The 20,222-nt window shown below is 70.9% G+C and carries 22 protein-coding genes; 10 read left to right on the forward strand and 12 right to left on the reverse strand.

The window, feature by feature from the left end; all coding sequences use genetic code 11:
- Positions 1-137: 137 nt before the first annotated feature.
- A complete protein-coding gene (locus tag AAHM41_RS02155) occupies positions 138-1,154 on the reverse strand; it encodes a zinc-dependent alcohol dehydrogenase family protein (RefSeq protein ID WP_342234856.1) in 1,017 nt (338 codons plus the stop codon).
- A gap of 132 nt (positions 1,155-1,286) precedes the next feature.
- Between AAHM41_RS02155 and AAHM41_RS02160 the strand changes: the two genes are divergently transcribed.
- Positions 1,287-1,640, forward strand: a complete 354-nt coding sequence (locus AAHM41_RS02160; protein ID WP_342234857.1) for a winged helix-turn-helix transcriptional regulator — start codon at positions 1,287-1,289, stop codon at positions 1,638-1,640.
- Positions 1,641-1,672: 32 nt separating this feature from the next.
- Here AAHM41_RS02160 and phbB read toward each other — a convergent pair whose 3' ends face one another.
- Positions 1,673-2,395 carry an acetoacetyl-CoA reductase gene (phbB, locus tag AAHM41_RS02165; protein WP_342234858.1) on the reverse strand — a complete coding sequence of 241 codons (723 nt, stop codon included), beginning with the start codon at positions 2,393-2,395 and terminating at the stop codon, positions 1,673-1,675.
- 87 nt (positions 2,396-2,482) lie between these two features.
- A complete protein-coding gene (locus AAHM41_RS02170) occupies positions 2,483-3,655 on the reverse strand; it encodes an acetyl-CoA C-acetyltransferase (protein ID WP_342234859.1) in 1,173 nt (390 codons plus the stop codon).
- A gap of 130 nt (positions 3,656-3,785) precedes the next feature.
- On the opposite strand from AAHM41_RS02170, the gene AAHM41_RS02175 reads away from it, so the two are divergent.
- Complete coding sequence (locus AAHM41_RS02175) at positions 3,786-4,640, forward strand: 2-keto-4-pentenoate hydratase (protein WP_342234860.1); 855 nt, start codon at positions 3,786-3,788, stop codon at positions 4,638-4,640.
- Here the strand turns inward: AAHM41_RS02175 and AAHM41_RS02180 are convergent.
- Entirely contained in the window at positions 4,528-5,838 is a 1,311-nt protein-coding gene (locus AAHM41_RS02180) for an alpha/beta fold hydrolase (protein ID WP_342234861.1), read from the reverse strand. The genes AAHM41_RS02175 and AAHM41_RS02180 overlap by 113 nt on opposite strands.
- Positions 5,839-6,198: 360 nt before the next feature.
- Here AAHM41_RS02180 and phaR point away from each other — a divergent pair, with 360 nt between their 5' ends.
- Entirely contained in the window at positions 6,199-6,837 is a 639-nt protein-coding gene (phaR, locus tag AAHM41_RS02185) for a polyhydroxyalkanoate synthesis repressor PhaR (protein WP_342234862.1), read from the forward strand.
- Positions 6,838-6,854: 17 nt separating this feature from the next.
- Here phaR and AAHM41_RS02190 read toward each other — a convergent pair whose 3' ends face one another.
- From AAHM41_RS02190 to glgX, 5 genes are all read right to left on the reverse strand, one after another.
- Positions 6,855-7,358, reverse strand: a complete 504-nt coding sequence (locus AAHM41_RS02190) for a hypothetical protein (protein ID WP_342234863.1) — start codon at positions 7,356-7,358, stop codon at positions 6,855-6,857.
- A 4-nt stretch (positions 7,359-7,362) separates the two neighbouring features.
- Complete coding sequence (locus AAHM41_RS02195) at positions 7,363-7,716, reverse strand: DUF6152 family protein (RefSeq protein WP_342234864.1); 354 nt, start codon at positions 7,714-7,716, stop codon at positions 7,363-7,365.
- Between the two features lie 25 nt (positions 7,717-7,741).
- Positions 7,742-8,005, reverse strand: coding sequence for a hypothetical protein (locus tag AAHM41_RS02200; RefSeq protein ID WP_342234865.1), 264 nt, complete (start codon positions 8,003-8,005; stop codon positions 7,742-7,744).
- An 88-nt stretch (positions 8,006-8,093) separates the two neighbouring features.
- On the reverse strand, positions 8,094-8,570 hold the full coding sequence (gene bfr / locus AAHM41_RS02205; protein WP_138888471.1) for a bacterioferritin: 477 nt from the start codon (positions 8,568-8,570) through the stop codon (positions 8,094-8,096).
- A gap of 101 nt (positions 8,571-8,671) precedes the next feature.
- Entirely contained in the window at positions 8,672-10,786 is a 2,115-nt protein-coding gene (gene glgX / locus AAHM41_RS02210; RefSeq protein WP_342234866.1) for a glycogen debranching protein GlgX, read from the reverse strand.
- Positions 10,787-10,938: 152 nt separating this feature from the next.
- Here glgX and AAHM41_RS02215 point away from each other — a divergent pair, with 152 nt between their 5' ends.
- Entirely contained in the window at positions 10,939-11,619 is a 681-nt protein-coding gene (locus AAHM41_RS02215) for a hypothetical protein (protein ID WP_342234867.1), read from the forward strand.
- A gap of 83 nt (positions 11,620-11,702) precedes the next feature.
- Here AAHM41_RS02215 and glgB read toward each other — a convergent pair whose 3' ends face one another.
- The 3 genes from glgB to AAHM41_RS02230 form a co-directional block, all read right to left on the reverse strand.
- On the reverse strand, positions 11,703-13,952 hold the full coding sequence (gene glgB / locus AAHM41_RS02220) for a 1,4-alpha-glucan branching protein GlgB (protein ID WP_342234868.1): 2,250 nt from the start codon (positions 13,950-13,952) through the stop codon (positions 11,703-11,705).
- Between the two features lie 103 nt (positions 13,953-14,055).
- Entirely contained in the window at positions 14,056-15,366 is a 1,311-nt protein-coding gene (locus tag AAHM41_RS02225) for a hypothetical protein (RefSeq protein ID WP_342234869.1), read from the reverse strand.
- A gap of 118 nt (positions 15,367-15,484) precedes the next feature.
- The gene (locus tag AAHM41_RS02230; RefSeq protein WP_342234870.1) at positions 15,485-16,117 is read right to left on the reverse strand and encodes a LysE family translocator; all 633 of its coding nucleotides are present in this window, start codon (positions 16,115-16,117) and stop codon (positions 15,485-15,487) included.
- 120 nt (positions 16,118-16,237) lie between these two features.
- On the opposite strand from AAHM41_RS02230, the gene AAHM41_RS02235 reads away from it, so the two are divergent.
- The 6 genes from AAHM41_RS02235 (at position 16,238) to AAHM41_RS02260 (ending at position 20,219) form a co-directional block, all read left to right on the forward strand.
- A complete protein-coding gene (locus AAHM41_RS02235; protein ID WP_342234871.1) occupies positions 16,238-16,696 on the forward strand; it encodes an Lrp/AsnC family transcriptional regulator in 459 nt (152 codons plus the stop codon).
- Between the two features lie 81 nt (positions 16,697-16,777).
- Complete coding sequence (locus tag AAHM41_RS02240; RefSeq protein WP_342234872.1) at positions 16,778-18,742, forward strand: acetyl/propionyl/methylcrotonyl-CoA carboxylase subunit alpha; 1,965 nt, start codon at positions 16,778-16,780, stop codon at positions 18,740-18,742.
- A gap of 16 nt (positions 18,743-18,758) precedes the next feature.
- Complete coding sequence (locus AAHM41_RS02245; protein WP_342234873.1) at positions 18,759-19,061, forward strand: hypothetical protein; 303 nt, start codon at positions 18,759-18,761, stop codon at positions 19,059-19,061.
- Positions 19,058-19,534 carry a hypothetical protein gene (locus AAHM41_RS02250; RefSeq protein ID WP_342234874.1) on the forward strand — a complete coding sequence of 159 codons (477 nt, stop codon included), beginning with the start codon at positions 19,058-19,060 and terminating at the stop codon, positions 19,532-19,534. Before AAHM41_RS02245 ends, AAHM41_RS02250 begins: the two co-directional genes overlap by 4 nt.
- Positions 19,531-19,818 carry an acylphosphatase gene (locus AAHM41_RS02255; protein WP_342234875.1) on the forward strand — a complete coding sequence of 96 codons (288 nt, stop codon included), beginning with the start codon at positions 19,531-19,533 and terminating at the stop codon, positions 19,816-19,818. The genes AAHM41_RS02250 and AAHM41_RS02255 overlap by 4 nt, the downstream gene beginning before the upstream one ends.
- Positions 19,815-20,219 carry an NUDIX domain-containing protein gene (locus AAHM41_RS02260; RefSeq protein ID WP_342234876.1) on the forward strand — a complete coding sequence of 135 codons (405 nt, stop codon included), beginning with the start codon at positions 19,815-19,817 and terminating at the stop codon, positions 20,217-20,219. Before AAHM41_RS02255 ends, AAHM41_RS02260 begins: the two co-directional genes overlap by 4 nt.
- Positions 20,220-20,222 lie beyond the last annotated feature (3 nt).

The raw sequence follows: 20,222 nt of genomic DNA on the forward strand, positions 1-20,222 counted from the left end.
GTGCTGTGGTGCGCGTCGCTGCTGCGGCGCCGGCGCCCGGTGTTGCGGCCGGGCGACCTCTCCGACCATCTCCGGGCCGATCTGGGGCTCGAGAGGTGGCGAGGCTGGCAAAGGCCGCCTCGAAATCCCTTCTGAGCTCACCCGATCGCGATCACGATCTTGCCGACATGGCCGGCTGCCTCGAGGTGGCGGTAGGCGTCCTTCGCCTGCTCGAACGGGAAGACCCGGTCGATCACCGGCTTGATGCCGGCCTGCGCGATGTGCCGGTTCATCGCCTCGAACATCTGGCGCGAGCCGACATAGAGGCCGCGCAGCGTCACCGACCGGCCGATCAGCGGCGTCGGCTCGAACGGGCTGCCGGCGGTCAGCACGCCGATCAGCTGGACGAAGCCGCCGATCCGGGTGGCGGCGATCGACTTCGGCACCGTGCCGGCGCCGCCGACCTCGATCACATGATCGACGCCGCGCCCGCCGGTCAGCCGCAGCACCTCCTTCTCCCAGTCCGGATGGCGGCGGTAGTTGACCAGCTCGGCCGCGCCCAGCGCCTTCGCCTGCTCCAGCTTGGCGTCGCTGGAGGAGGTGGCGATCACCCGGGCCCCGGCGGCGCGGGCGAATTGCAGCGCCAGGATCGAGACGCCGCCGGTGCCCAGCACCAGCACGGTCTCGCCCGGCTGCAGCGGATGCTGGCCGCCATAGAGCGCGTTCCAGGCGGTCACCCCGGCGCAGGGCAGGGCTGCCCCTTCCTCGAAGGACAGATGGTCGGGCAGGTGCACCAGCCCGTCCTGGTCGAACACACGGTATTCGGCCAGCACGCCATGGGCCGCCCCGCCCAGCGCGCTGGCCGGATCGGCGGTGTCGATCTCGCCGCCGATCCAGCTCTGCATGAAGATGCCGGCGACGCGATCGCCGACCTTGACCCTGGTGACATCCGGGCCGACCGCCACCACCTCGCCGGCGCCATCCGACAGCGGCACCAGGTCCGGCAGCGGCGCGCCGCGGCTGTAGCGGTTGGTGGCGACCATCAGGTCGCGGTAGTTCAGCGACGCCGCGCGCAGCCGGACCAGCGCCTGGCCGCGGCCGGCGACCGGCGTCTCGGTCTCGGCGAGGGTGAGGTCGTCGATGCTGCCGATGCGGGGGAAGCGGTACTGGCGCATGGCTCGAAGCTCCGATGTGTCGGGATCGCCGCCGGATCGGCGGCATGGGCGCCATGTTGCGGCTTGCAGGCCTTCGCGCAAGAAGGCAACATTTCTTGCCATAGGATACTCTTTTGCACCTATGGAGATGAAATGCCGCCACGAGAACAGGCCCGCCGGTCCTATGGCTGTGCGGTCGAGGTCACGCTCGCCGTCATGGGCGGCAAGTGGAAGCCGGTGATCCTGTATCAGCTGCTGGACGGGCCGCGGCGCTTCGGCGAGCTGCGGAAGCATTTCGGCGGCGTGTCGCAGCGCTCGCTGACGCTGCAGCTGCGCGAGCTGGAGACGGACGGCATCGTGCACCGGCAGGTCTTCGCCGAGGTGCCGCCGCGGGTGGAGTATTCGCTGACCGAATACGGCCGCACCCTGGCCCCGGTGCTCGACGCCATGAAGGCCTGGGGCCAGAGCTTCCGGGAGCGCGTGGAGGGAACGGCCGAAGCCGCATAGGGGAGGGCCGGTCCAGGCCCTCCCCGAAGGCCTCAATACATGTGCTGGCCGCCGTTGATCGAGAGGGTCGAGCCGGTGATGAAGCCGCCCTCGTCGTCGACCAGGAACAGCACGCCGCGGGCGATCTCCGACGCCTTGCCGAGGCGGCCGACCGGCACCTTGGCGACGATCTTCTCCAGCACGTTCGGCGGCACCGCGCGCACCATGTCGGTGTCGATGTAGCCCGGCGCGATGGCATTGACGGTGATGCCCTTGCCGGCCCCCTCCTGCGCCAGCGCCTTGGTGAAGCCGTGGATGCCGGACTTCGCCGCGGCGTAGTTCACCTGGCCGTACTGGCCGGCCTGGCCGTTGATCGAGCCGATGTTGACGATGCGGCCGAAGCTGCGGGCGCGCATGCCGTCGATGACGCAGCGGCACATGTTGAAGCAGGAGCCGAGATTGGTGTCGATCACGGCGTCCCAGGCCTGGCGGTCCATCTTGTGGATGGTGCCGTCGCGGGTGATGCCGGCGTTGTTGACCAGGATCTCGACCGGCCCGAGCTCAGCCTCGATCCTGGCGATCGCGGCCTGGCACTGCTCGAAATCGGCGACGTCGAACTTGTAGACGCTGATGCCGTGGCGCTCGCTGAAGGCGCGGGCGGCCTCATCGTTGCCGGCATAGGTCGCGGCGACCTTGTAGCCCTTCTCCTTCAGGGCCAGCGAGATCGCCTCGCCAATCCCTCTCGTCCCGCCGGTCACAACCGCTACACGTGCCATGTGACGTCCTCCCAGGGTTGGATTTGAGGGCCGCCGGCCGCGACGAGAACTCGGCGGGCGGCCCGGGAAAATCGACGGCTGCCGCGCTCAGCGTTCGACGCAGAGCGCGATGCCCATGCCGCCGCCGATGCACAGGGTGGCGAGGCCCTTCTTCGCGTCCCGCCGGCCCATTTCGTAGAGCAGCGTAGTCAGGATCCGCGCGCCCGAGGCGCCGATCGGGTGGCCGATGGCGATGGCGCCGCCATTGACGTTCACCCGGGCCGGGTCCCAACCCATATCCTTGTTCACCGCGCAGGCCTGGGCGGCGAAGGCCTCGTTGGCCTCGACCAGGTCCAGCTGCTCGGCGGTCCAGCCGGCCTTCTTCAGGGCCGCGCGGCTGGCCGGGATCGGGCCCGAGCCCATCACCGCCGGGTCGACGCCGGCCGTGGCCCAGGAGGCGATGCGGGCGAGGGGGGTGATGCCACGACGCGCGGCCTCCTCCTCGCTCATCAGCACCAGCGCCGCGGCGCCGTCATTGAGGCCGGAGGCGTTGCCGGCGGTCACCGTGCCCTCCTTGTCGAAGGCCGGGCGCAGCTTGGCCAGCACCTCGATCGTGGTGTCCGGCTTCAGGTACTCGTCGGCGTCGATCACGGTGTCGCCCTTGCGGCCCTTGACCGTGACCGGCACGATCTCCTCCTTGAACCGGCCCTCGCGCTGCGCTGCCGCCGCCTTCTGCTGCGACGCCAGGGCGAAGCGGTCCTGCTCGTCGCGGGTGATCTGCCACTGCCGGGCCACGTTCTCCGCCGTGTTGCCCATGTGGTAGCCGTTGAAGGCGTCCCACAGCCCGTCGCGGATCATGGTGTCGACCATCTTGGCGTCGCCCATCTTGGTGCCGCTGCGCAGATGCAGCGCATGCGGCGCCAGCGACATGCTCTCCTGCCCGCCGGCGACGACGATGCGGGCGTCGCCCAGCGCGATCGCCTGGCCGCCCAGCGCCACCGTGCGCAGGCCGGAGCCGCAGACCTGGTTGATGCCGTAGGCGGTGGCCGATTTCGGGATGCCGGCGCCGATTGCGGCCTGGCGCGCCGCGTTCTGGCCGGTTGCGGCGGTCAGCACCTGGCCCAGCACCACCTCGTCGACCTCGGCGGCCTCGACCTTGGCCCGGCCCAGCGCCCCGGTGATCGCGGCGATGCCCAGCTCATGCGCCGGCACGGCGGCGAAGGCCCCGGCGAAGGCCCCGACCGGCGTGCGCGCGGCTGCGGCGATGACGACATTGGCCATGGAGGCATTTCCTCATGCTGTCCGGCGCGGTCGGGCCGCACCGGTCGAATTGCGCTAGACTGACGATAGCCACTGCCGTTCCGCCCGCGCAACCACGACGGGAGGATTGGGTCGAAGGGGAGGGGGATCGATGCGCAAGCCGTTGCTGCGGGCCTTGGTGCTGGCCGCGCTGGTGGGAACGATGCCAGCGGCGGCGGCCGAGGATTGTGCTGCCATCGCCGCGCGCGCGGCCGCGGCCTGGCGGGCGACGACGATCGTGTCCGGCCTCGCCGGGATCGACGCCATCACCGCCGCCTGCGTCCAGAAGACGCTGGTCCAGAACCTCGCCCGCGACCTGGGGCAGCCGGTCGGCTACAAGGTCGGGCTGACCGGCAAGGCGATGCAGGAGCGGCTGGGCGTCGATCATCCGGTCTCGGGCGTGCTGCTGCAGCGGATGCTGAGCGAACCGGGCTCGCCGGTCCCGGCCGGCTACGCGGCCCGGCCGCTGGTCGAGGCGGACCTGATCGCCGTGATCGGCGATGCCGGCGTCAACCAGGCGAAGTCGCCGGCCGAGGTGCTGGCGCATCTTTCGGCGCTCAGGCCCTTCATCGAGCTCGCCGACCTCGCCCTGGCGCCGGACGAGAAGCCGACCGCGGCCTCGATCGCCGCCGTCAATGTCGGCGCCCGGCTCGGCATCGCCGGTCGGCCGATCGCGATCGACCCCGGCCTCGCCGAGCGGCTGGCGACGATGAAGGTCTCGCTGACCGACGGCAGCGGCAAGGTGCTGGCCGAGGCGCCGGGGGCCGCCATCCTCGGCCATCCGCTCAACGCGGTGATCTGGCTGGCGCAGGATCTCGCGGCAAGGGGCGAGGCGCTGCAGCCGGGGCAACTGATCAGCCTCGGCTCGTTCGGCCCGCCGGCCCAGCCGGTGCCCGGCGGGACCGTGACGGCGCGCTACGACGGGCTTTCGGCCGCGCCGGTGTCGCTGTCGGTCCGTTTCGAATAGCGCCGGCCAGCCATTCGGCCAACGGCCGCCACACCTGGGCCTCGGCGCCGCCCGCCACCACCATGCCGATATGGCCGAGCCTCGGCTCGATCCGCTCGGCGCCCGGCATGCGGTCGGCCAAAGCGCGGGCGCTGGCCGGCGGCACGATGCGGTCGCGGGCCGGGATCAGGTGCAGGCTGGGCCGGCGGATCGCCTCCGGCCGCACCGCCGTGCCGTCGATCCGCCACAGGCCGCGGCCGGGCATGTTCTCGCCGTACCAGCCGGCCAGGCATTCCAGTGCCACCGGGCCGGGCAGGGGGATGCCGTCGTTCAGCCAGTCCTCCAAGGCGACGAAGCGCGCCGCCTCGGGCGAGGTCGGGTCCAGCCGGCCGAAGGCGCTGAACTTGCGCAGGGCGGTCAGCGGGTCCAGCGTTGTGAACAGCGCCTGGATGCCGTCGACCGGCAGCACGCCGAGCGACGCGATGATCGGCAGGCTGGCCGCCGCCGCCATCCGGCCGATCTCGGCCTGGTGCGGCGCATCGGCATGGAAGTCCCAGGGCGCGGCCATGAAGGCGACGCCGGCGATGTCGTCCGGCCGCCGCGCCGCCAGCGCCGCCGCCAGCGTGCCGCCCATGCAGTAGCCCAGCAGCCCGACCGGCCCTTTCGCAGCCGCGAGAGCGGCATCCAGCGCCGGCTCCAGCCGCCGCAAGATCACGTCGGTCAGGGTGAAGTCGCGCTCGGCCGCGTCCGGCACATCCCATTCCAGCAGCAGCGGCCGCAGGCCCTGCGCCGACAGGAAGCGCAGCAGGCTGCGCTCCACCGTCAGGTCCAGCACATAGGTGCGGTTGACCATCGATGGCACCACCAGCAGCGGCAGCCCGCCGGCAAGACCATAATCCCGCAGCCGGGCCGATCCGTCCTGCCACAGCACCGGCGACGCCGGCAGGTTGCGGTGGTAGGGGTGGCGGATGTAGCGCTCCAGCCCGGTCAGGAAGGCGGCGGCGCGCCGGGTTCCTTCCCGCGCCAGGGCCGCCCCGGCGGCGTCAGGCGGCAGGCTTGCGAGGCGGTCGGCGGCGCGGCGCAGCGGCTCCGGCCAGAGCGGCCTCGAGCCGGGCAACGCGCTCTTCGAGAGCGGCAATGCGGCGATCCCGCTCAGCCAGCTCGTCGCCGCTGCGGCCAGATGCAGCGGCAGCGGCCGCGGCCCCAGGCGCAGCGTCATCACCTGCCCTCCCGCCCAGCCCGGCCATGACCCGCGACACATGGCCTGGATCCAGCAGGGCGGCCCAGCCGCGCAGCGTCTCGGGGTCGGTCAGGGTTGCGGTCCAATGCTCTTGCCAGAGATCGAGGAAGCGGCGGGCCAGGTCGTCTGGGCGGTCGCCGTCGCCGGGCGGCGGGTGGTGGGGTGGTTTCGGCGCAGTCATCGGCGGCGATCATAGTCGGCCCCGCCGGGCCTGCCTATGCCCGGCGCGTGTTGCGATGCGAAAGGATCGTGACATGCCGGCCTGGTCGGACCAGTATAGGCCTCAATTCAGTCAAAGCGGCCGTGAGCCCGCGGCCGGAAGAAGCGATAGGGACCCCCATGCCGACCAGTCAGGCCGCCCCTGGAACCGCCCCGTCGGCCGAGGAGCCGAAGAGCGCTCCCATCACCATCAAGAAATACGCCAACCGCCGCCTCTACAACACGGCGACGTCGAGCTATGTGACGCTCGAGAACCTGGCCCAGATGGTCAAGGACGGCGTCGAATTCGTCGTCTATGACGCCAAGACGGGCGAGGACATCACCCGCTCGGTGCTGACCCAGATCATCGTCGAGGAAGAGGGCAAGGGCGGCCAGAACATGCTGCCGATCGGCTTTCTGCGGCAGCTGATCAGCCTGTATGGCGACAACCTGCAGTTCATGGTGCCGCGCTACCTCGAATCCTCGATGGAGGCCTTCGCCCGCAACCAGGACCAGATGCGCCAATACTTCAAGGACGTCAGCGGGGTCTTCCCCTTCGGCGCCTTCGAGGAGATGGGCAAGCAGAACATGCAGCTGTTCGAGCGGGCGATGCAGATGTTCACGCCCTTCGCCGCCGGGCAGGCCGGCAAGCCGCCCGCCAGCAACCCGGCCGGGGCCGGTCCGGCGGCGCCGGCGGAGCAGGGATCGATCGACACGCTGCGCCAGAAGCTGGACGACCTGCAGCGCCAGATCGAGGAGATCACCAAGCCGAAGCGGTGATCCGGCCCGGCCGGCGCTCAACCGTAAGCGATCAACCGGCCGAGCGCGCCGGCGAGGAACCAGAGCACGATCGACCCCGCCGCCTGGACCCGGCCGAGCGGCGGTGGGGTGCGGTCCCAATCAGGCAGCGACCGCTGCCACAGCCAGCGGAAGGCGAGCGCATTGGCCAGCGCCGCCGCGATCACCAGGATCTTCAGCTGGAAAACGTCGGTTGCGGCCAGCGGTCCGGCATCGGCAGCGAACAGCGCCGCGCCGGTCGCGGCCATCAGCACCAGCCCGGCCAGCGCGACCCGGGTCAGCAGGCGCGACACCACGAGGACCGGCAACCCGCGGCCGAAGCCGACGAGGCGGAGGTCGAGCAGTCCGATGCCGCCGACCAGCAGCACCAGCCCGAGCAGATGCAGCAGGTTGGCAACCGGATAGAGCCACAGCGAATCGCGCATCAGTGCACCGAAGGCGGAGTGCTCGAGCAGCGCCGCGCTCTCGGCGAGGAGGCCGCTGCCCCTGGGGCCGTGCTCCATCGGCTCAGCGCAGCTCGACGGTGCGGCCGTCGATGGTGATGCGTTCGGCCCGCATCTCGTCGGCGACCACCCGGCTGGGATAGCCGACCACGGTCACCGGCTTGCCGACGGTCAGGTCCTCGCGCGGCAGGCCGCGCCGGTCCATGCGCGACGGCGGCGACAGCACCACATGCCAGGTCTTGCCGTCCTGGGTCAGGGTGATCTGGCCGTGCGGGTTCTGGTAGCTCGCGGTCTCGATCGGCCCCGAGAGCGTGAGCGCGGTGTTGGCGTCGTAGGAGCTCCAGCCGTGATGGGCCAAAGCGGTGGCGGGCACCAGGGCCGCCAGCAGGAGAACGGGGAGGGACGCGATCTTGGGCATGAGGCAACTCCCTGCGAGTCCAGCCCTATGAAGATGTGTCTTCCACCGGATCAGTAAACCGCAGCGCGTCGCCGGGCCGGAAGATCTCGCGGGCATCGGGAATGTCGACCAGGATGCCGACCCAACCTCCCGGATCTCCCATTTCCACACCAAGAACCGTCGCTTGGCCACGATTGCTGCAGACGGTCTGGCCAATGCGGACTCGACCGGTGAAGCCGTAGTCCAGGATCAGAACCGTGCCGCGGCCGGTCAGTGTGAAGAGGTCCCTGATCTGGGCTTCTGCGGGCATGGCGCGCTTCGCTGATGAGTGGCCCAGCCTACCACGAAAAAAGCCCCGCCTAAGCGGGGCTCTGTCGAAGCGCGCGGAGAGGCCGGGCTCAGCTCTCTTCGCTGGACACCAGCTGGATGTAGTTCTGCAGGCCCATCTGGCTGATCAGGTACTGCTGCGATTCGAGCCAGTCGATGTGCTCCTCGGTGTCGTCGAGGATCTTCAGCAGGATGTCGCGGGAGACGAAGTCGCGCACCGATTCGCAGTGCACCATCGCCTCCTTCACCGTCTTCTGGTTGAAGGTCTCGAGGCCGAGATCCGATTCCAGCATCTCCGGCACGTTCTCGCCGATGCCGAGCTTGCCGAGATCCTGCAGGTTCGGCAGGCCCTCCAGCATCAGGATGCGTTCGATCAGCAGATCGGCGTGCTTCATCTCGCCGATCGATTCCTCATACACTTTCTTGGCCAGGCGCTTGACGTCCCAGTTCTTCAGCATCCGCGCATGCAGGAAATACTGGTTGATCGCGGTCAGCTCGTTCTTCAGCACCGCGTTCAGGTGGGTGAGAACCTTCTTGTCGCCCTGCATCTTCGCCTCGGCCAGTGTTCGTCAATTCGAGGAGCGCACCTTAGAACGATTACAGGAATCCGTAAAGTTTTACTTTCTGTGATTGAGAGACAGTCGCAGCTTTATTGCAAGTCATTCGCGATCTCTGCTGGTGAGGCAACACCGAGCGCCAGCAGCACCAGGCTTTCCGCCGCCAGCGGATAGGTCGCCGCCTCCAGCCGCGGCACGCTCGGCGTCCGGGCGGTGTCGAGCCAGGGATGCCAGGCGCCGAGCGGCGGCAGGGCGAACTCCATCCCCTCCGGCCCGGGGTTGAGCAGCAGCAGGAGCGGCGGCGCGCTCGGCTCGCTCAGCAGCACGCCGAGGGCGGCGCCCGTCGGGTCGTCCCAGTCGGCCGGGGCCATCGGCTGGCCGTCCGGCCGCAGCCAGGCGATGTCGGGCAGATCGTCCGGCCCGCCCGGGGTGCCGTGCAGGAAGCGCGGCTGGCGCAGGGCCGGATGGACCCGGCGCAGCGCCACGACCCGGGCGACGAAATCGAGGAAGCCGGGATCGGCGGCCCCCCAGTCCAGCCAGGTCAGCGGCCCGTCCTGGCAATAGGCGTTGTTGTTGCCCTGCTGGCTGTGGCCCAGCTCGTCGCCGCCCAGCAGCATCGGCACGCCCTGGCTGAACAGCAGAGTGGCCAGCAGGTTGCGCCGCCGCCGCAGCCGCCGGGCCAGGATCGCCGGGTCGTCGGTCGGCCCCTCGGCGCCGCAATTGTCGGAATGGTTGTCGCCGGTGCCGTCGCGGTTGCCCTCGCCATTGGCCTCGTTGTGCTTCTGCGCATAGGAGACGAGGTCGGCCAGGGTGAAGCCGTCATGGGCGGTGACGAAATTGACGCTGGCCCTGGCGCCGCGGCCGTCATGGTCGAACAGGTCGGCGGAGGCGGACAGGCGGCGCGCCAGCTCCGGCCGCGAACCGGGATCGCCGCGCCAGCTGCGGCGGATGCCGTCGCGATAATGGTCGTTCCACTCCGACCATCCCGCCGGGAAGCCGCCGACGCGCCAGCCGCCCGGCCCGATGTCCCAGGGCTCGGCGATCAGCTTGGCATGCGCCAGCACCGGGTCCTGCGCCACCGCCTGCAGGAACGGCGCGGCGGCGGTGAAGTCGCACTCCACCCGGGCCAGGGTGGTGGCCAGGTCGAAGCGAAAGCCGTCGACATGCGCCGCCTCGACCCACCAGCGCAGGCTGTCCATCACCATCTGCAGCACCCGGGGATGGCCGAGATCCAGCGCGTTGCCGGTGCCGGTCGGGTTGAACGGCTCGCGTCGGTCATGCGGCGCGTGCTGGTAGTAGGACAGGTTGTCGATGCCGCGGAAATTCAGGGTCGGGCCGAAGACGTCGCTCTCCGCCGTGTGGTTGTAGACGACGTCCAGGATCACCTCGATGCCGGCCCGGTGCAGCGCCTTGACCGCGTTGCGCAGCGCCTCCAGCGGCGCCCTATGGGAGGCGGAAAAGGGCGCGCCGGCATAGGCGGGATGCACGGCGAAGAAGGCGGTGGTGTTGTAGCCCCAATAGTTCTTCAGGCCGCGCTCGACCAGCGCCCGCTCGTCCAGGAAGGCGTGCACCGGCATCAGCTCGACCGCGGTGACGCCCAGCCGCCGCAGATGGTCGACCATCACCGGATGGGCCAGCCCGCCCAGCGTGCCGCGCAGCGGCTCCGGCACGCCCGGGTGGCGCATGGTCAGGCCGCGGACATGGGCTTCGTAGACCACCGTGTCGGCCCAGGGCGTCCGCGGCGCCTCGTCGCCCTCCCAGTCATGGGTGGGGTCGATCACCACCGATTTCGGCACGAAGGGGGCGCTGTCCCGCGGGTCGAAGGACAGGTCGGCCGCCGCGTCGCCGCGGGTGTAGCCATGCACCGAATCATCCCATTGGAAGCCGCCGGCCAGGCCGCGGGCATAGGGATCCAGCAGCAGCTTGTTCGGGTTGAAGCGGTGGCCGTCCAGGGGCGCGTAGGGGCCGTGGACGCGGAAGCCGTACACCGTGCCGGCCCCGGCGCCGGGCAGGAAGCCGTGCCAGACTTGGTCGGTGCAGGCTGTCAGGTCCCGGCGCGCCGCCTCCTGCCGGCCCTCCGCGTCGAACAGGCACAGCTCGACCCGCTCGGCATGGGCGGAGAACAGGGCGAAGTTCACCCCGCCCTCGGTCAGCGTGGCGCCCAGCGGCCAGGGGCTTCCGGCCGGAATCCGATCGGGCAGTGGCATTGCGGGGTTCCTTCGATCCTGTCCCGCGGGCAGGATGGGGCCCGCGGGCGGCGGCCGTCCACCGGGCATCGCTCCGCCGCGACCGCCGACACTTTTTCACCAAGTTTCGCCGCTAGGCGTTGCCCAGCCGACCTGCCGAAAGGACCGACCGCGTGACGACCCTCGCCGATCCCGATCACAGCCCGGCCGGGCCGGCCGACCCGCATCCCGTTCCCCCGCGCGATTCGGAAGGGCCGCGAATCGCCGTCATCGCTGCGATCATCGTCGCCTTCGTCGCCCTGGTGGCGGCGATCTATCTCGGCGTCGAAAGCCGCAGCGCCGGCCAGTCGCGCGACGGGCTGCAGGCCAAGCTGGAGATGGCGGAGCAGGAACTGGCGGCGCTGAAGCGGGCCGGCGCCGACCGTGATGCGCTGAAGGCCGAATCGGAGAAGCTGCAGGCGCTGCTGCAGCAGGGCCGGGCCGCCCTGGCCGAGGCCACCCAGCGCCGCGACCAGGCGGCGCAGGAGGCCGATGCGGCCGCGGCGCGGGTCCAGGCGACGCAGGACCAGGCGAAGGCCGCCGATTCGCAGCTTGCCGCCAAGCAGGGCGAGATCGCCGACGCCAATGGCCGGCTGGAGCAGCTCCGCGCGCAGGAGGCGGCGCAGCGCGACGCCTATGGCAAGCTCAACGCCGATTCCGCGGCGGTGAACGGCCAGCTGGCGCAGGCGACCGAGCAGCTCGGCAAGACCCAGGGCGACCTCGCCACGGCCCGCCAGCAGCTCGCCGACCTGCAGGCCCAGATCGCCCGCACGCAGGAAGAGCTGAAGCGCCAGGCCGAGACGCCGAAGCCGTAAGGGCGGGGCGACAGTTCCGTCCGGAAGTCGTAGGCTGGGGTTCGCTGCCGCGAACCCAACCTACCTCGGACGGGACCGCCGCCTCACCCCGCCCATTCGAACAGCACCGTCGCCAGCGGCGGCAGGGTGGCCACCATCGAGCAGGGGCGGCCGTGCCAGGGCGAGGCCTCGGCCTCGACCCCGCCGAAATTGCCCATGCCGGAGCCGCCATAGGCCTGGGCGTCGGTGTTCAGCCGCTCGACCCAGCGGCCACCATGGGGCACGCCGATGCGATAGCCCTGGCGCGGCACCGGGGTGAAGTTCGACACCGCCAGCACCGGCCGGTCGCCCTCGTCGCCGCGGCGCAGCCAGACCAGGATCGAATCGGCGCTGTTGCTGGCGTCGACCCAGTCGAAACCCTGCGGCTCGCAATCATGCACATGCAGGGCCGGCAGCTCGCGGTACAGCCGGTTCAGGTCGCCGATCAGCCGCTGCACCCCGGCATGGCGCTCGCCCTCCAGCAGGTGCCAGTCCAGGCTGCGGTCGTGGTTCCATTCGTTGCGTTGGGCGAACTCGCCGCCCATGAACAGCAGCTTCTTGCCCGGATGGGCCCACATGAAGCCGTAATAGGCCCGCAGATTGGCGAATTGCTGCCAGTCGTCGCCCGGCATCTTGCCCAGGAGCGAGCCCTTGCCGTGCACCACCTCGTCATGGCTCAGCGGCAGCACGAAGTTCTCGCTGAAGGCGTAGAGCAGGCCGAAGGTCAGGTCGGAATGGTGCCAGTGGCGGTGCACCGGGTCCTTCTGCATGTAGCGCAGGGTGTCGTTCATCCACCCCATGTTCCACTTGTAGCCGAAGCCGAGCCCGCCGAGATGGGCCGGGCGCGACACCGCCGGCCAGGCGGTCGATTCCTCGGCCAGGGTGGTCACGCCCTCGTGCCGGCCGAACACCTCGACATTGGTCTGGCGCAGGAACTCCACCGCGTCCAGGTTCTCGCGGCCGCCGAAGCGGTTCGGCACCCATTCCCCGGCCTTGCGGCTGTAGTCGAGATACAGCATCGAGGCCACGGCATCGACCCGCAGCCCGTCGACATGGAAGCGGTCGAGCCAGAACAGCGCGTTGCCGAGCAGGAAGTTGCGCACCTCGGCCCGCCCGTAATTGTAGATCAGCGTGCCCCAGTCCTGGTGCATGCCCTGGCGCGGATCGGCGTGCTCGTAGAGCGCGGTGCCGTCGAACCGGGCCAGGCCGTGCTCGTCGGTCGGGAAATGCCCCGGCACCCAGTCCAGCAGCAGGCCGAGGCCGGCGCGGTGGCAGCGGTCGACGAAGGCGGCGAAATCCTCCGGCGGGCCGAAGCGGCTGGTCGGGGCATAGAGGCCGATCGGCTGGTAGCCCCAGGAGCCGTCGAACGGATATTCGCTGACCGGCAGCAGCTCGATATGGGTGAAGCCGAGGCCGGCGGCGTAGGGCACCAGCTGGTCACCCAGCTCGCGCCAGGACAGCGGCCGGCCGCCTTCCTCCGGCACCCGGCGCCAGGATCCGGGATGGACCTCGTAGATACTGATCGGGGCGTCGCGCCGCTGCGCCGCCGCGCGCCCGGCCAGCCACTGGCCGTCGTCCCAGCTGGGGTCGGGCAGGCCGTGCACGATCGAGGCGGTCTTCGGCGGATGCTCGGCCCGGAAGGCAAAGGGGTCGGTCTTCAGCGGCAGCAGGTCGCCGTTCTGGCCGCGGATCTCGAACTTGTAGGCCGCGCCCGGACCGACCCCGGGCAGGAAGACCTCCCACACCCCGATGCCGGGATGCAGCCGCATCGGGTGCAGCCGCCCGTCCCAGCTGTTGAACTCGCCGACCACGGCGACGCGGCGGGCGTTCGGCGCCCAGACGGCGAACACCGTGCCGTCCACCCCGTCCAGCGTTCGCGGATGGGCGCCGAGCCGCTGATACAGCTCGAGATGCGTGCCCTCGCCGAGCAGATGCAGGTCGATCTCGCCGAAGCTGGACGGGAAGCGGTAGGGATCCTCGATCTCCCACACCCCTCCGGCCGTGCCGTAATCGATGCGCAGCCGGTAGCGCGGCGGGAAGGGACGGGCGATGCGGCCGTCGAACAGCCCGTCGGCATGGCGCCGCTCCAGCCGGGCCAGCACCGCGCCGCTGTCCGGATCGATCGCCTCGACCGCCGCCGCGTCGGGCCGGAAGCAGCGCAGCACCGTGCCGTCGCCGTCGCCGTCGGGATGGGGGCCGAGCACGCCGAACGGGTCGCGGTGGTCGGACGCGATCAGCGCCGCGATGTCGGCCGGGTCGGTCAGGCTGGCCTGGGCGTCCGTCTCGGCCGACGGGCGGGGATCGGTTCGCGTCATCGGCACCTCCATCCTACCGCGATCTTGACTGGTTCTCTCCGCAAACAACAAGGGCGGATCCGGGATGGATCCGCCCTCGCGTCGAGTTCCGGGATGGGACCGGTCAGTTGCTGGAAGGAGGCGTGGCCGGTGCCGGGGTGGCCGCAGGCGGCTGGGTGGTGCCCTCGGCCGGCGGCGTCGCCGGAGTGGCGGCATCCGGTGCCGCCGGCGCCGCGCCCTGCGGGGCGGCCTCGCCGTTCTGCTGCTTCTGCCGCTCCGCCTCGACCGCCGCCATCTGCGTCTGGATGAAGGTGGCCAGCTTGCCCGAGGCGTCGTCCGCCAGCGCCTTCTCGGTCTGCAGCGCCTGATGGAAGAAGGCGCTGTAGTAGTTGTCGTCGAGGGTGAAGACCAGCGATGCCGCGATCTTCTGCTGGTTCATGGTGCAGCTCAGCTCGGCGCGCTTGACGGCGTAGGGGCCCTCGATGACGGCCGGCTGGTCGCTGCTCTGCCAGTCGGTGCCACAGACCGACTTCATGATCTCGAGATAGCGCTTGGCGAACTGGTCGATCTCGACCGCGTCGCCGCGCGGCTCCTGGTGCAGGCCGCCGACGACCTTGCCGTCGGTGCCGACCTGCCAGGCCTGGTTGATCTGCAGCGGGTCGCGCGGCAGCTTGCGCGGGTCGGCGATGCCGACATTCTGGATCCCGGCGCCGTTCAGGATGTCCTGCAGCGCCCCGACCGGCATGCCGAAGCCCTGGGCGCCGATCAGGGTGCGCGGATCGCCGCCCTGCGGCTGGCCGCCGGCACCGGCATTGCCCTGGGCCTGGGCGATCAGCTTGCGCGCGGTCTCGATGCAGTCCCGCAGCCCGCCGAGGGCGGCCCCGGTGCCGGAGAGCTGGAAGGTGAACTCGCCCTTCGGGGTGGTCACGATCGCCTTGCTGCCCTTGGCCAGCAGCTGGAACAGCTCGCCGTCCTGCCCGACCGGCAGGACATAGGCGACCGGGGAAACCGGAACGATGTCGAACTGCTTGTCGTAGGCGGCATCGACCCGAATGCGGCCCTTGCCCTTGTCGGCTTCCTTCAGGCCCCAGTTCTGCTTCACGACGGCGACGTTGAACAGGTAGTTGGGGTTCAGCGTGAACGCCAGCGTCAGCCCGCCATCATAGGGCTTCGACACGTCGCAATGGCTGAACTGCTGGTTCTGCGGGTTCGGAACGGCGCCGCCCTTCCAGCCGCCGACATCGATCTTGAACTCCTTCGGCAGCGGGGCCTGCTGGCCCTTCGGCGGCGCGGCCTGGGCCGGAGCCGGCTGGGCGGCAGGCGCCTCCGCCGGCTTGGCGGGCTGTGCCGGGGGCGTGGCCTGCTGCGCGATCGCCGGAACGGCGAACAGGAGCGGGAGCAGCGCCGCGCCGGCGCGGAGGGTCGAAAGATTCATTCCAGGACGCGTCCGTATGATGTATCCGGGCGGGTCAGTCTCGAGCCTTTCCCGCAGGGCGGGCCACACTCGTCCAAGGCAGAGCGGCTTGTCAATCCGCCAGAACGCAGCGCAGCGGCTACCAGCGCAGATACAGCGCCAGGAACATGTAGGCGGCGAAGGCCAGCAGCAGCACCCCGGCGACGCGGTCGATCCACAGCAGCGTCCGCGGCGTCAGCCGGCCGCCGGTGGCCGAAACGATGAAGCTCAGCGCCGTGAACCAGGAGGCGGAGCCGACCAGCACGCCGGCGACCAGGATCAGCCCGGAGGCGAAGGACAGCGTCTCCGCCAGCCCGACCGCGGTGAAGGCGGTGGCGAAGGTCAGGATCGTCATCGGGTTGCTGAGGGTCAGCAGGAAGGCGGTGACGACCGCGGTGATCTCGCTGCCCTCGGTCCGCCCGGTCTCGGGGTCGCGCTCGATATGGCCGGCATGCAGCAGGGTGCGCACGGCCAGCACGGCCAGCACGGTGCCGCCGATCAGGTGCAGCGCGTCCTTCACCGTGATCAGCCAGGCGCTCAGCGCCACCATGCCAAAGGCGGCGATCAGCCCGAACAGCCCGTCCGCGAAGGCGGCGCCGATGCCGGTCAGGATGCCGAAGCGGGTGCCGTGGATCAGCGTCCGGCGGATGCACAGGACGCCGATCGGGCCGACCGGCGCGGCAATGGCGATACCGAGCGCGATGCCTTTGGCGAACAGGAAGGGATCGGTCATCACGTGTGGGGTGCCGCCGGCCTCGTGTTACGACGTGTTACGACAGAACGATCGCGAATGGTGGTTCGCCGGCCCTTCGATTAAACCAATGCGAGGTTGAAACCAACGGGGGCGATTCGGATGGACGTGAAACTCCGCCTCGATGCCATCGGTCGCACCCTGGTGCTGGCGCTGCAGGAGAACGCCCGCGCCAGCTATGCCGAGCTCGGCCGGCTGGTCGGCCTGTCGCCGCCGGCGGTGGCCGAGCGGGTGAAGCGGCTGGAGGACCAGGGCGTGATCAAGGGCTTCCGGGCCGAGGTCGACCGCGCCCGGCTCGGCTATGGCCTGTCCGCCATCGTCCGGCTGCGCTGCCGGGCGGAGACGTTCCCGGCGGTCGAGAGCTTCGCCCGCACCGTGCCCGAGGTGGTGGAGTGCCACGAGGTCGCGGGCGAGGACGCCTATGTGTTCAAGGTGGTGGCCCGCTCGATCCAGCATCTCGACGAGATCCTGCTGCGCCTCGCCGCCTTCGGCGCCACCACCTCCTCGCTGATCCTGTCCTCGCCGGTCGCCGGCCGGGTGCTGCCGCCGGCGGGCGAGTGACCCCTCGACCGCTTTCCTGTTGCGGCGCGGCACGCCCGCGCCGCAATCTGCCCGCAATGGCCGACCGCCTCTGAAGGGACGATGTTCGACAAGATCCTGATCGCCAATCGCGGCGAGATCGCCTGCCGCGTCATCCGCACCGCGCGGCGCATGGGCATCAAGACCGTGGCCGTCTATTCCGAGGCCGATGCCGACGCGGTGCATGTCCGCATGGCCGACGAGGCGGTGCCGATCGGCCCGGCGCCCTCGGCCCAGTCCTATCTGGTGATCGACCGCATCGTCGAGGCGTGCCGCGCCACCGGCGCCCAGGCGGTGCATCCCGGCTACGGCTTCCTGTCGGAGAATCCGCGCTTCTGCGCGGCGCTGGAGGCGGCGGGCATCGCCTTCATCGGCCCGGGCGTCGGCGCCATCGAGGCGATGGGCGACAAGATCGAGTCGAAGAAGCTGGCCCAGGCCGCCGGCGTCTCGACCGTGCCCGGCCACCTCGCGCCGATCCTCGACGAGGAGGAGGCGGTCGAAGTCTCCCGCCGCATCGGCTATCCGGTGATGATCAAGGCGTCGGCCGGCGGCGGCGGCAAGGGCATGCGCGTCGCCGGCAATGATGACGAGGCGCGCGAGGGCTTCCGCTCCGCCCGCAACGAGGCGCGCTCCGCCTTCGGCGACGACCGCGTCTTCGCCGAGAAGTTCATCGAGGAGCCGCGGCACATCGAGATCCAGGTGCTGGCCGACGCGCACGGCAACACCGTGTATCTCGGCGAGCGCGAATGCTCGATCCAGCGCCGCCACCAGAAGGTGATCGAGGAGGCGCCGTCGCCCTTCGTGAACGAGGCGATGCGCCGGGCCATGGGGGCGGAGGCCTGCGCCCTGGCTCGCGCCGTCGGCTACCGCTCCGCCGGCACGGTCGAGTTCATCGTCGGCGCCGACCGCTCCTTCTACTTCCTGGAGATGAACACCCGCCTTCAGGTCGAGCATCCGGTGACCGAGGCCGTGACCGGCCTGGACCTGGTCGAGCTGATGATCCGCATCGCCGCCGGCGAGGAGCTGCCGTTCCGGCAGGAGGATGTGCGGCTCGAGGGCTGGGCGATCGAGGCGCGGGTCTATGCCGAGGATCCGCTGCGCGGCTTCCTGCCCTCGATCGGCCGGCTGACCCGCTACCGCGCGCCGGAGGGGGGGGCGCAGGTCCGCGTCGACACCGGCGTCGAGGAGGGCGGCGAGATCTCGATGCATTACGACCCGATGATCGCCAAGCTGATCGGCATCGGGGCGAACCGCACCGCGGCCATCGCCGCGATCCGCAGCGCCCTGGACGGCTTCGTGATCCGCGGCGTCAGCCACAACATCCCGTTCCTGGCGGCACTGATGCACCATCCGCGCTTCGTCGAGGGCCGGCTGACCACCCGCTTCATCGCCGAGGAGTTCCCGGACGGCTTCCACGGCACCGCCCCGGCGGGCGAGGCCGCCGATCGGGTCGCCGCCCTCGGCGCCGCCCTGCTGCACCGCCAGGCCGTTCTGCGCGGCACCGCGGCGGGGGCGCGGGACTGGGTGCTGCGCGGCGCCCGGCAGAACCGGCCGGTGACGGTGGCGGCGGATGCCGATGGCTGGCGCGTGACGCTCGCCGGCCGGTCCTTCGCCATCCAGGGACATTGGCGGCCGGGCGAGACGCTGTTCGACGGCACGGTGGACGGCGCCCGCATGGTGGCGCAGGTCGACCGCCGCCCGGTGGGGCTGCGCTTGACCCATGCCGGCGGCGAATCCGACCTGGTGCTGCTGACGCCGCGCGCCGCGGCGCTGGCGGAGCTGATGCCGGTCAAGGTGCCGCCCGACATGTCGCGCTTCCTGCTGTCGCCGATGCCCGGGCTCCTGGTCTCGGTCGCGGTCACCGCGGGCGACCCGGTGCGCGCCGGGCAGGAGCTGGCGGTGGTCGAGGCGATGAAGATGGAGAACATCCTGCGGGCCGAGCGCGACGGCGTGGTCGAGACCCTGCACGCCAAGCCGGGCGACAGCCTGGCGGTCGATCAGAAGATCCTGGAATTCGCAGCGGCCTGATGGCCGGGAGAGCGCCATGAACCGAACCCTCCGTATCCTCCTGCCGGTGCTGCTGCTGGCGGGCTGCGGCGACGGCCTGACCCCGCCGGAGAATCCGGGGCCGCCGCCGCCGATCGCCTCGATCAGGGGCGACGACCTGCAGCCGCCGCCGGGCCCGACCGATCCCTTCATGATCCGGGTCGACGACCAGGCGCTGGGTGCCTGGGCCGATTACTGCACCCGGATCAAGGACATGGCCGGCCCGAACCGCCCGCCGAGCGCGGAGAAGACCCGGATCGAGGGCGACCTGAAGAAATGCGAGGAGATCTTCGCCCAGTGAAGGCGACCGGCGACGAAAGCGAGGCTCGCACCCGCTGGTTTGCCGACGTCATGGCCGGCCGCGGCACCGGGGAGCGGCGGGATGCCGCCATGGCGGTCGGCGACCACACGCAGGCCCTGCTGGTCGAGCTCGAGACCGTGTTCGGCGCCGGCGCCTGGGTCGCCACCGCAATCCTCGCGGTCGCGGTGATCGAGGCGCATCTGCGCGAGCAGGCGATCGTCGCTGGCCGGGTGATCGACCCCTATCTCAACGCCGGCACGCTGTTCGCCGAGGCCGGGCTGGACGAGCGCTTCGACGTGCTGCGCCGCGCCCGCAACCGGGCGTTGCACGTCTCCGACCCGCCGACGCTGACGGTCGACATGCACTGGTTCGAGGCCGAGCGGCTGGAGGCCGAGGCGCGCTTCGCCATTCGCCTGGTCGCCGCCGCGCTCTATGGCGGCGCGCTGCCGGAGGAACCGGAGGAAGAGGAATGAGCGGGGAGCGCAAGGCGCTGTCGCTGCGCATCACCGGCCGGGTCCAGGGCGTCGGCTACCGCGCCTGGCTGGCCGGCCAGGCCATGGCGGCCGGGCTGGACGGCTGGGTCCGCAACCGGCGTGACGGCTCGGTCGAGGCGCTGCTGTCCGGCCCGGCCGAGGCGGTCGATCAGGTGGCCGCCGCCTGCCGGCGCGGGCCGCCGGTGGCGCTGGTCGACCGGGTGCAGATGATCGAGGCGGAGCCGCCCGACCATCCCGGATTCACGCAAGGACGGACGCTGTGACCGGGGCGCCGCGGCTCGGCGTCGGCGCCTTCATCCGCGACGCGGCGGGCCGGCTGCTTCTGGTGCAGCGGCGGCGGGAGCCGGAGTCCGGGCATTGGGGCCTGCCCGGCGGCAAGGTCGATTTCGGCGAGACGGTCGAGGCGGCGGTGGTGCGGGAGATCGAGGAGGAGCTCGGAGTCGCGCTGCGGCTCGACGGGCTGCTCTGCCTGGTCGACCAGATCGACCGCGCCGCCGGCACCCATTGGGTGGCGCCGGTGTACCGCGCCGCCATTGCCGCGGGCGACCCGGTCAACCGCGAGCCGGCCGCCCTGGCCGCGATCGACTGGTTCGCCCTCGACTCCCTGCCGCAGCCGCTGACCCTGGCCACCCGCGTGGCGCTGGAGGCGGCGAGGTCGGCCTAGACC

This window comes from Inquilinus sp. OTU3971, from assembly GCF_038440215.1.

Coding starts and splice junctions, on each gene's coding strand:
- AAHM41_RS02155 (WP_342234856.1), bottom strand. CDS start 1,154: ATGCGCCAGTACCGCTTCCCCCGCATCGGCAGCATCGACGACCTCACC.
- AAHM41_RS02160 (WP_342234857.1), top strand. CDS start 1,287: ATGCCGCCACGAGAACAGGCCCGCCGGTCCTATGGCTGTGCGGTCGAG.
- phbB (WP_342234858.1), bottom strand. CDS start 2,395: ATGGCACGTGTAGCGGTTGTGACCGGCGGGACGAGAGGGATTGGCGAG.
- AAHM41_RS02170 (WP_342234859.1), bottom strand. CDS start 3,655: ATGGCCAATGTCGTCATCGCCGCAGCCGCGCGCACGCCGGTCGGGGCC.
- AAHM41_RS02175 (WP_342234860.1), top strand. CDS start 3,786: ATGCGCAAGCCGTTGCTGCGGGCCTTGGTGCTGGCCGCGCTGGTGGGA.
- AAHM41_RS02180 (WP_342234861.1), bottom strand. CDS start 5,838: ATGACGCTGCGCCTGGGGCCGCGGCCGCTGCCGCTGCATCTGGCCGCA.
- phaR (WP_342234862.1), top strand. CDS start 6,199: ATGCCGACCAGTCAGGCCGCCCCTGGAACCGCCCCGTCGGCCGAGGAG.
- AAHM41_RS02190 (WP_342234863.1), bottom strand. CDS start 7,358: ATGGAGCACGGCCCCAGGGGCAGCGGCCTCCTCGCCGAGAGCGCGGCG.
- AAHM41_RS02195 (WP_342234864.1), bottom strand. CDS start 7,716: ATGCCCAAGATCGCGTCCCTCCCCGTTCTCCTGCTGGCGGCCCTGGTG.
- AAHM41_RS02200 (WP_342234865.1), bottom strand. CDS start 8,005: ATGCCCGCAGAAGCCCAGATCAGGGACCTCTTCACACTGACCGGCCGC.
- bfr (WP_138888471.1), bottom strand. CDS start 8,570: ATGCAGGGCGACAAGAAGGTTCTCACCCACCTGAACGCGGTGCTGAAG.
- glgX (WP_342234866.1), bottom strand. CDS start 10,786: ATGCCACTGCCCGATCGGATTCCGGCCGGAAGCCCCTGGCCGCTGGGC.
- glgB (WP_342234868.1), bottom strand. CDS start 13,952: ATGACGCGAACCGATCCCCGCCCGTCGGCCGAGACGGACGCCCAGGCC.
- AAHM41_RS02225 (WP_342234869.1), bottom strand. CDS start 15,366: ATGAATCTTTCGACCCTCCGCGCCGGCGCGGCGCTGCTCCCGCTCCTG.
- AAHM41_RS02230 (WP_342234870.1), bottom strand. CDS start 16,117: ATGACCGATCCCTTCCTGTTCGCCAAAGGCATCGCGCTCGGTATCGCC.
- AAHM41_RS02235 (WP_342234871.1), top strand. CDS start 16,238: ATGGACGTGAAACTCCGCCTCGATGCCATCGGTCGCACCCTGGTGCTG.
- AAHM41_RS02240 (WP_342234872.1), top strand. CDS start 16,778: ATGTTCGACAAGATCCTGATCGCCAATCGCGGCGAGATCGCCTGCCGC.
- AAHM41_RS02245 (WP_342234873.1), top strand. CDS start 18,759: ATGAACCGAACCCTCCGTATCCTCCTGCCGGTGCTGCTGCTGGCGGGC.
- AAHM41_RS02255 (WP_342234875.1), top strand. CDS start 19,531: ATGAGCGGGGAGCGCAAGGCGCTGTCGCTGCGCATCACCGGCCGGGTC.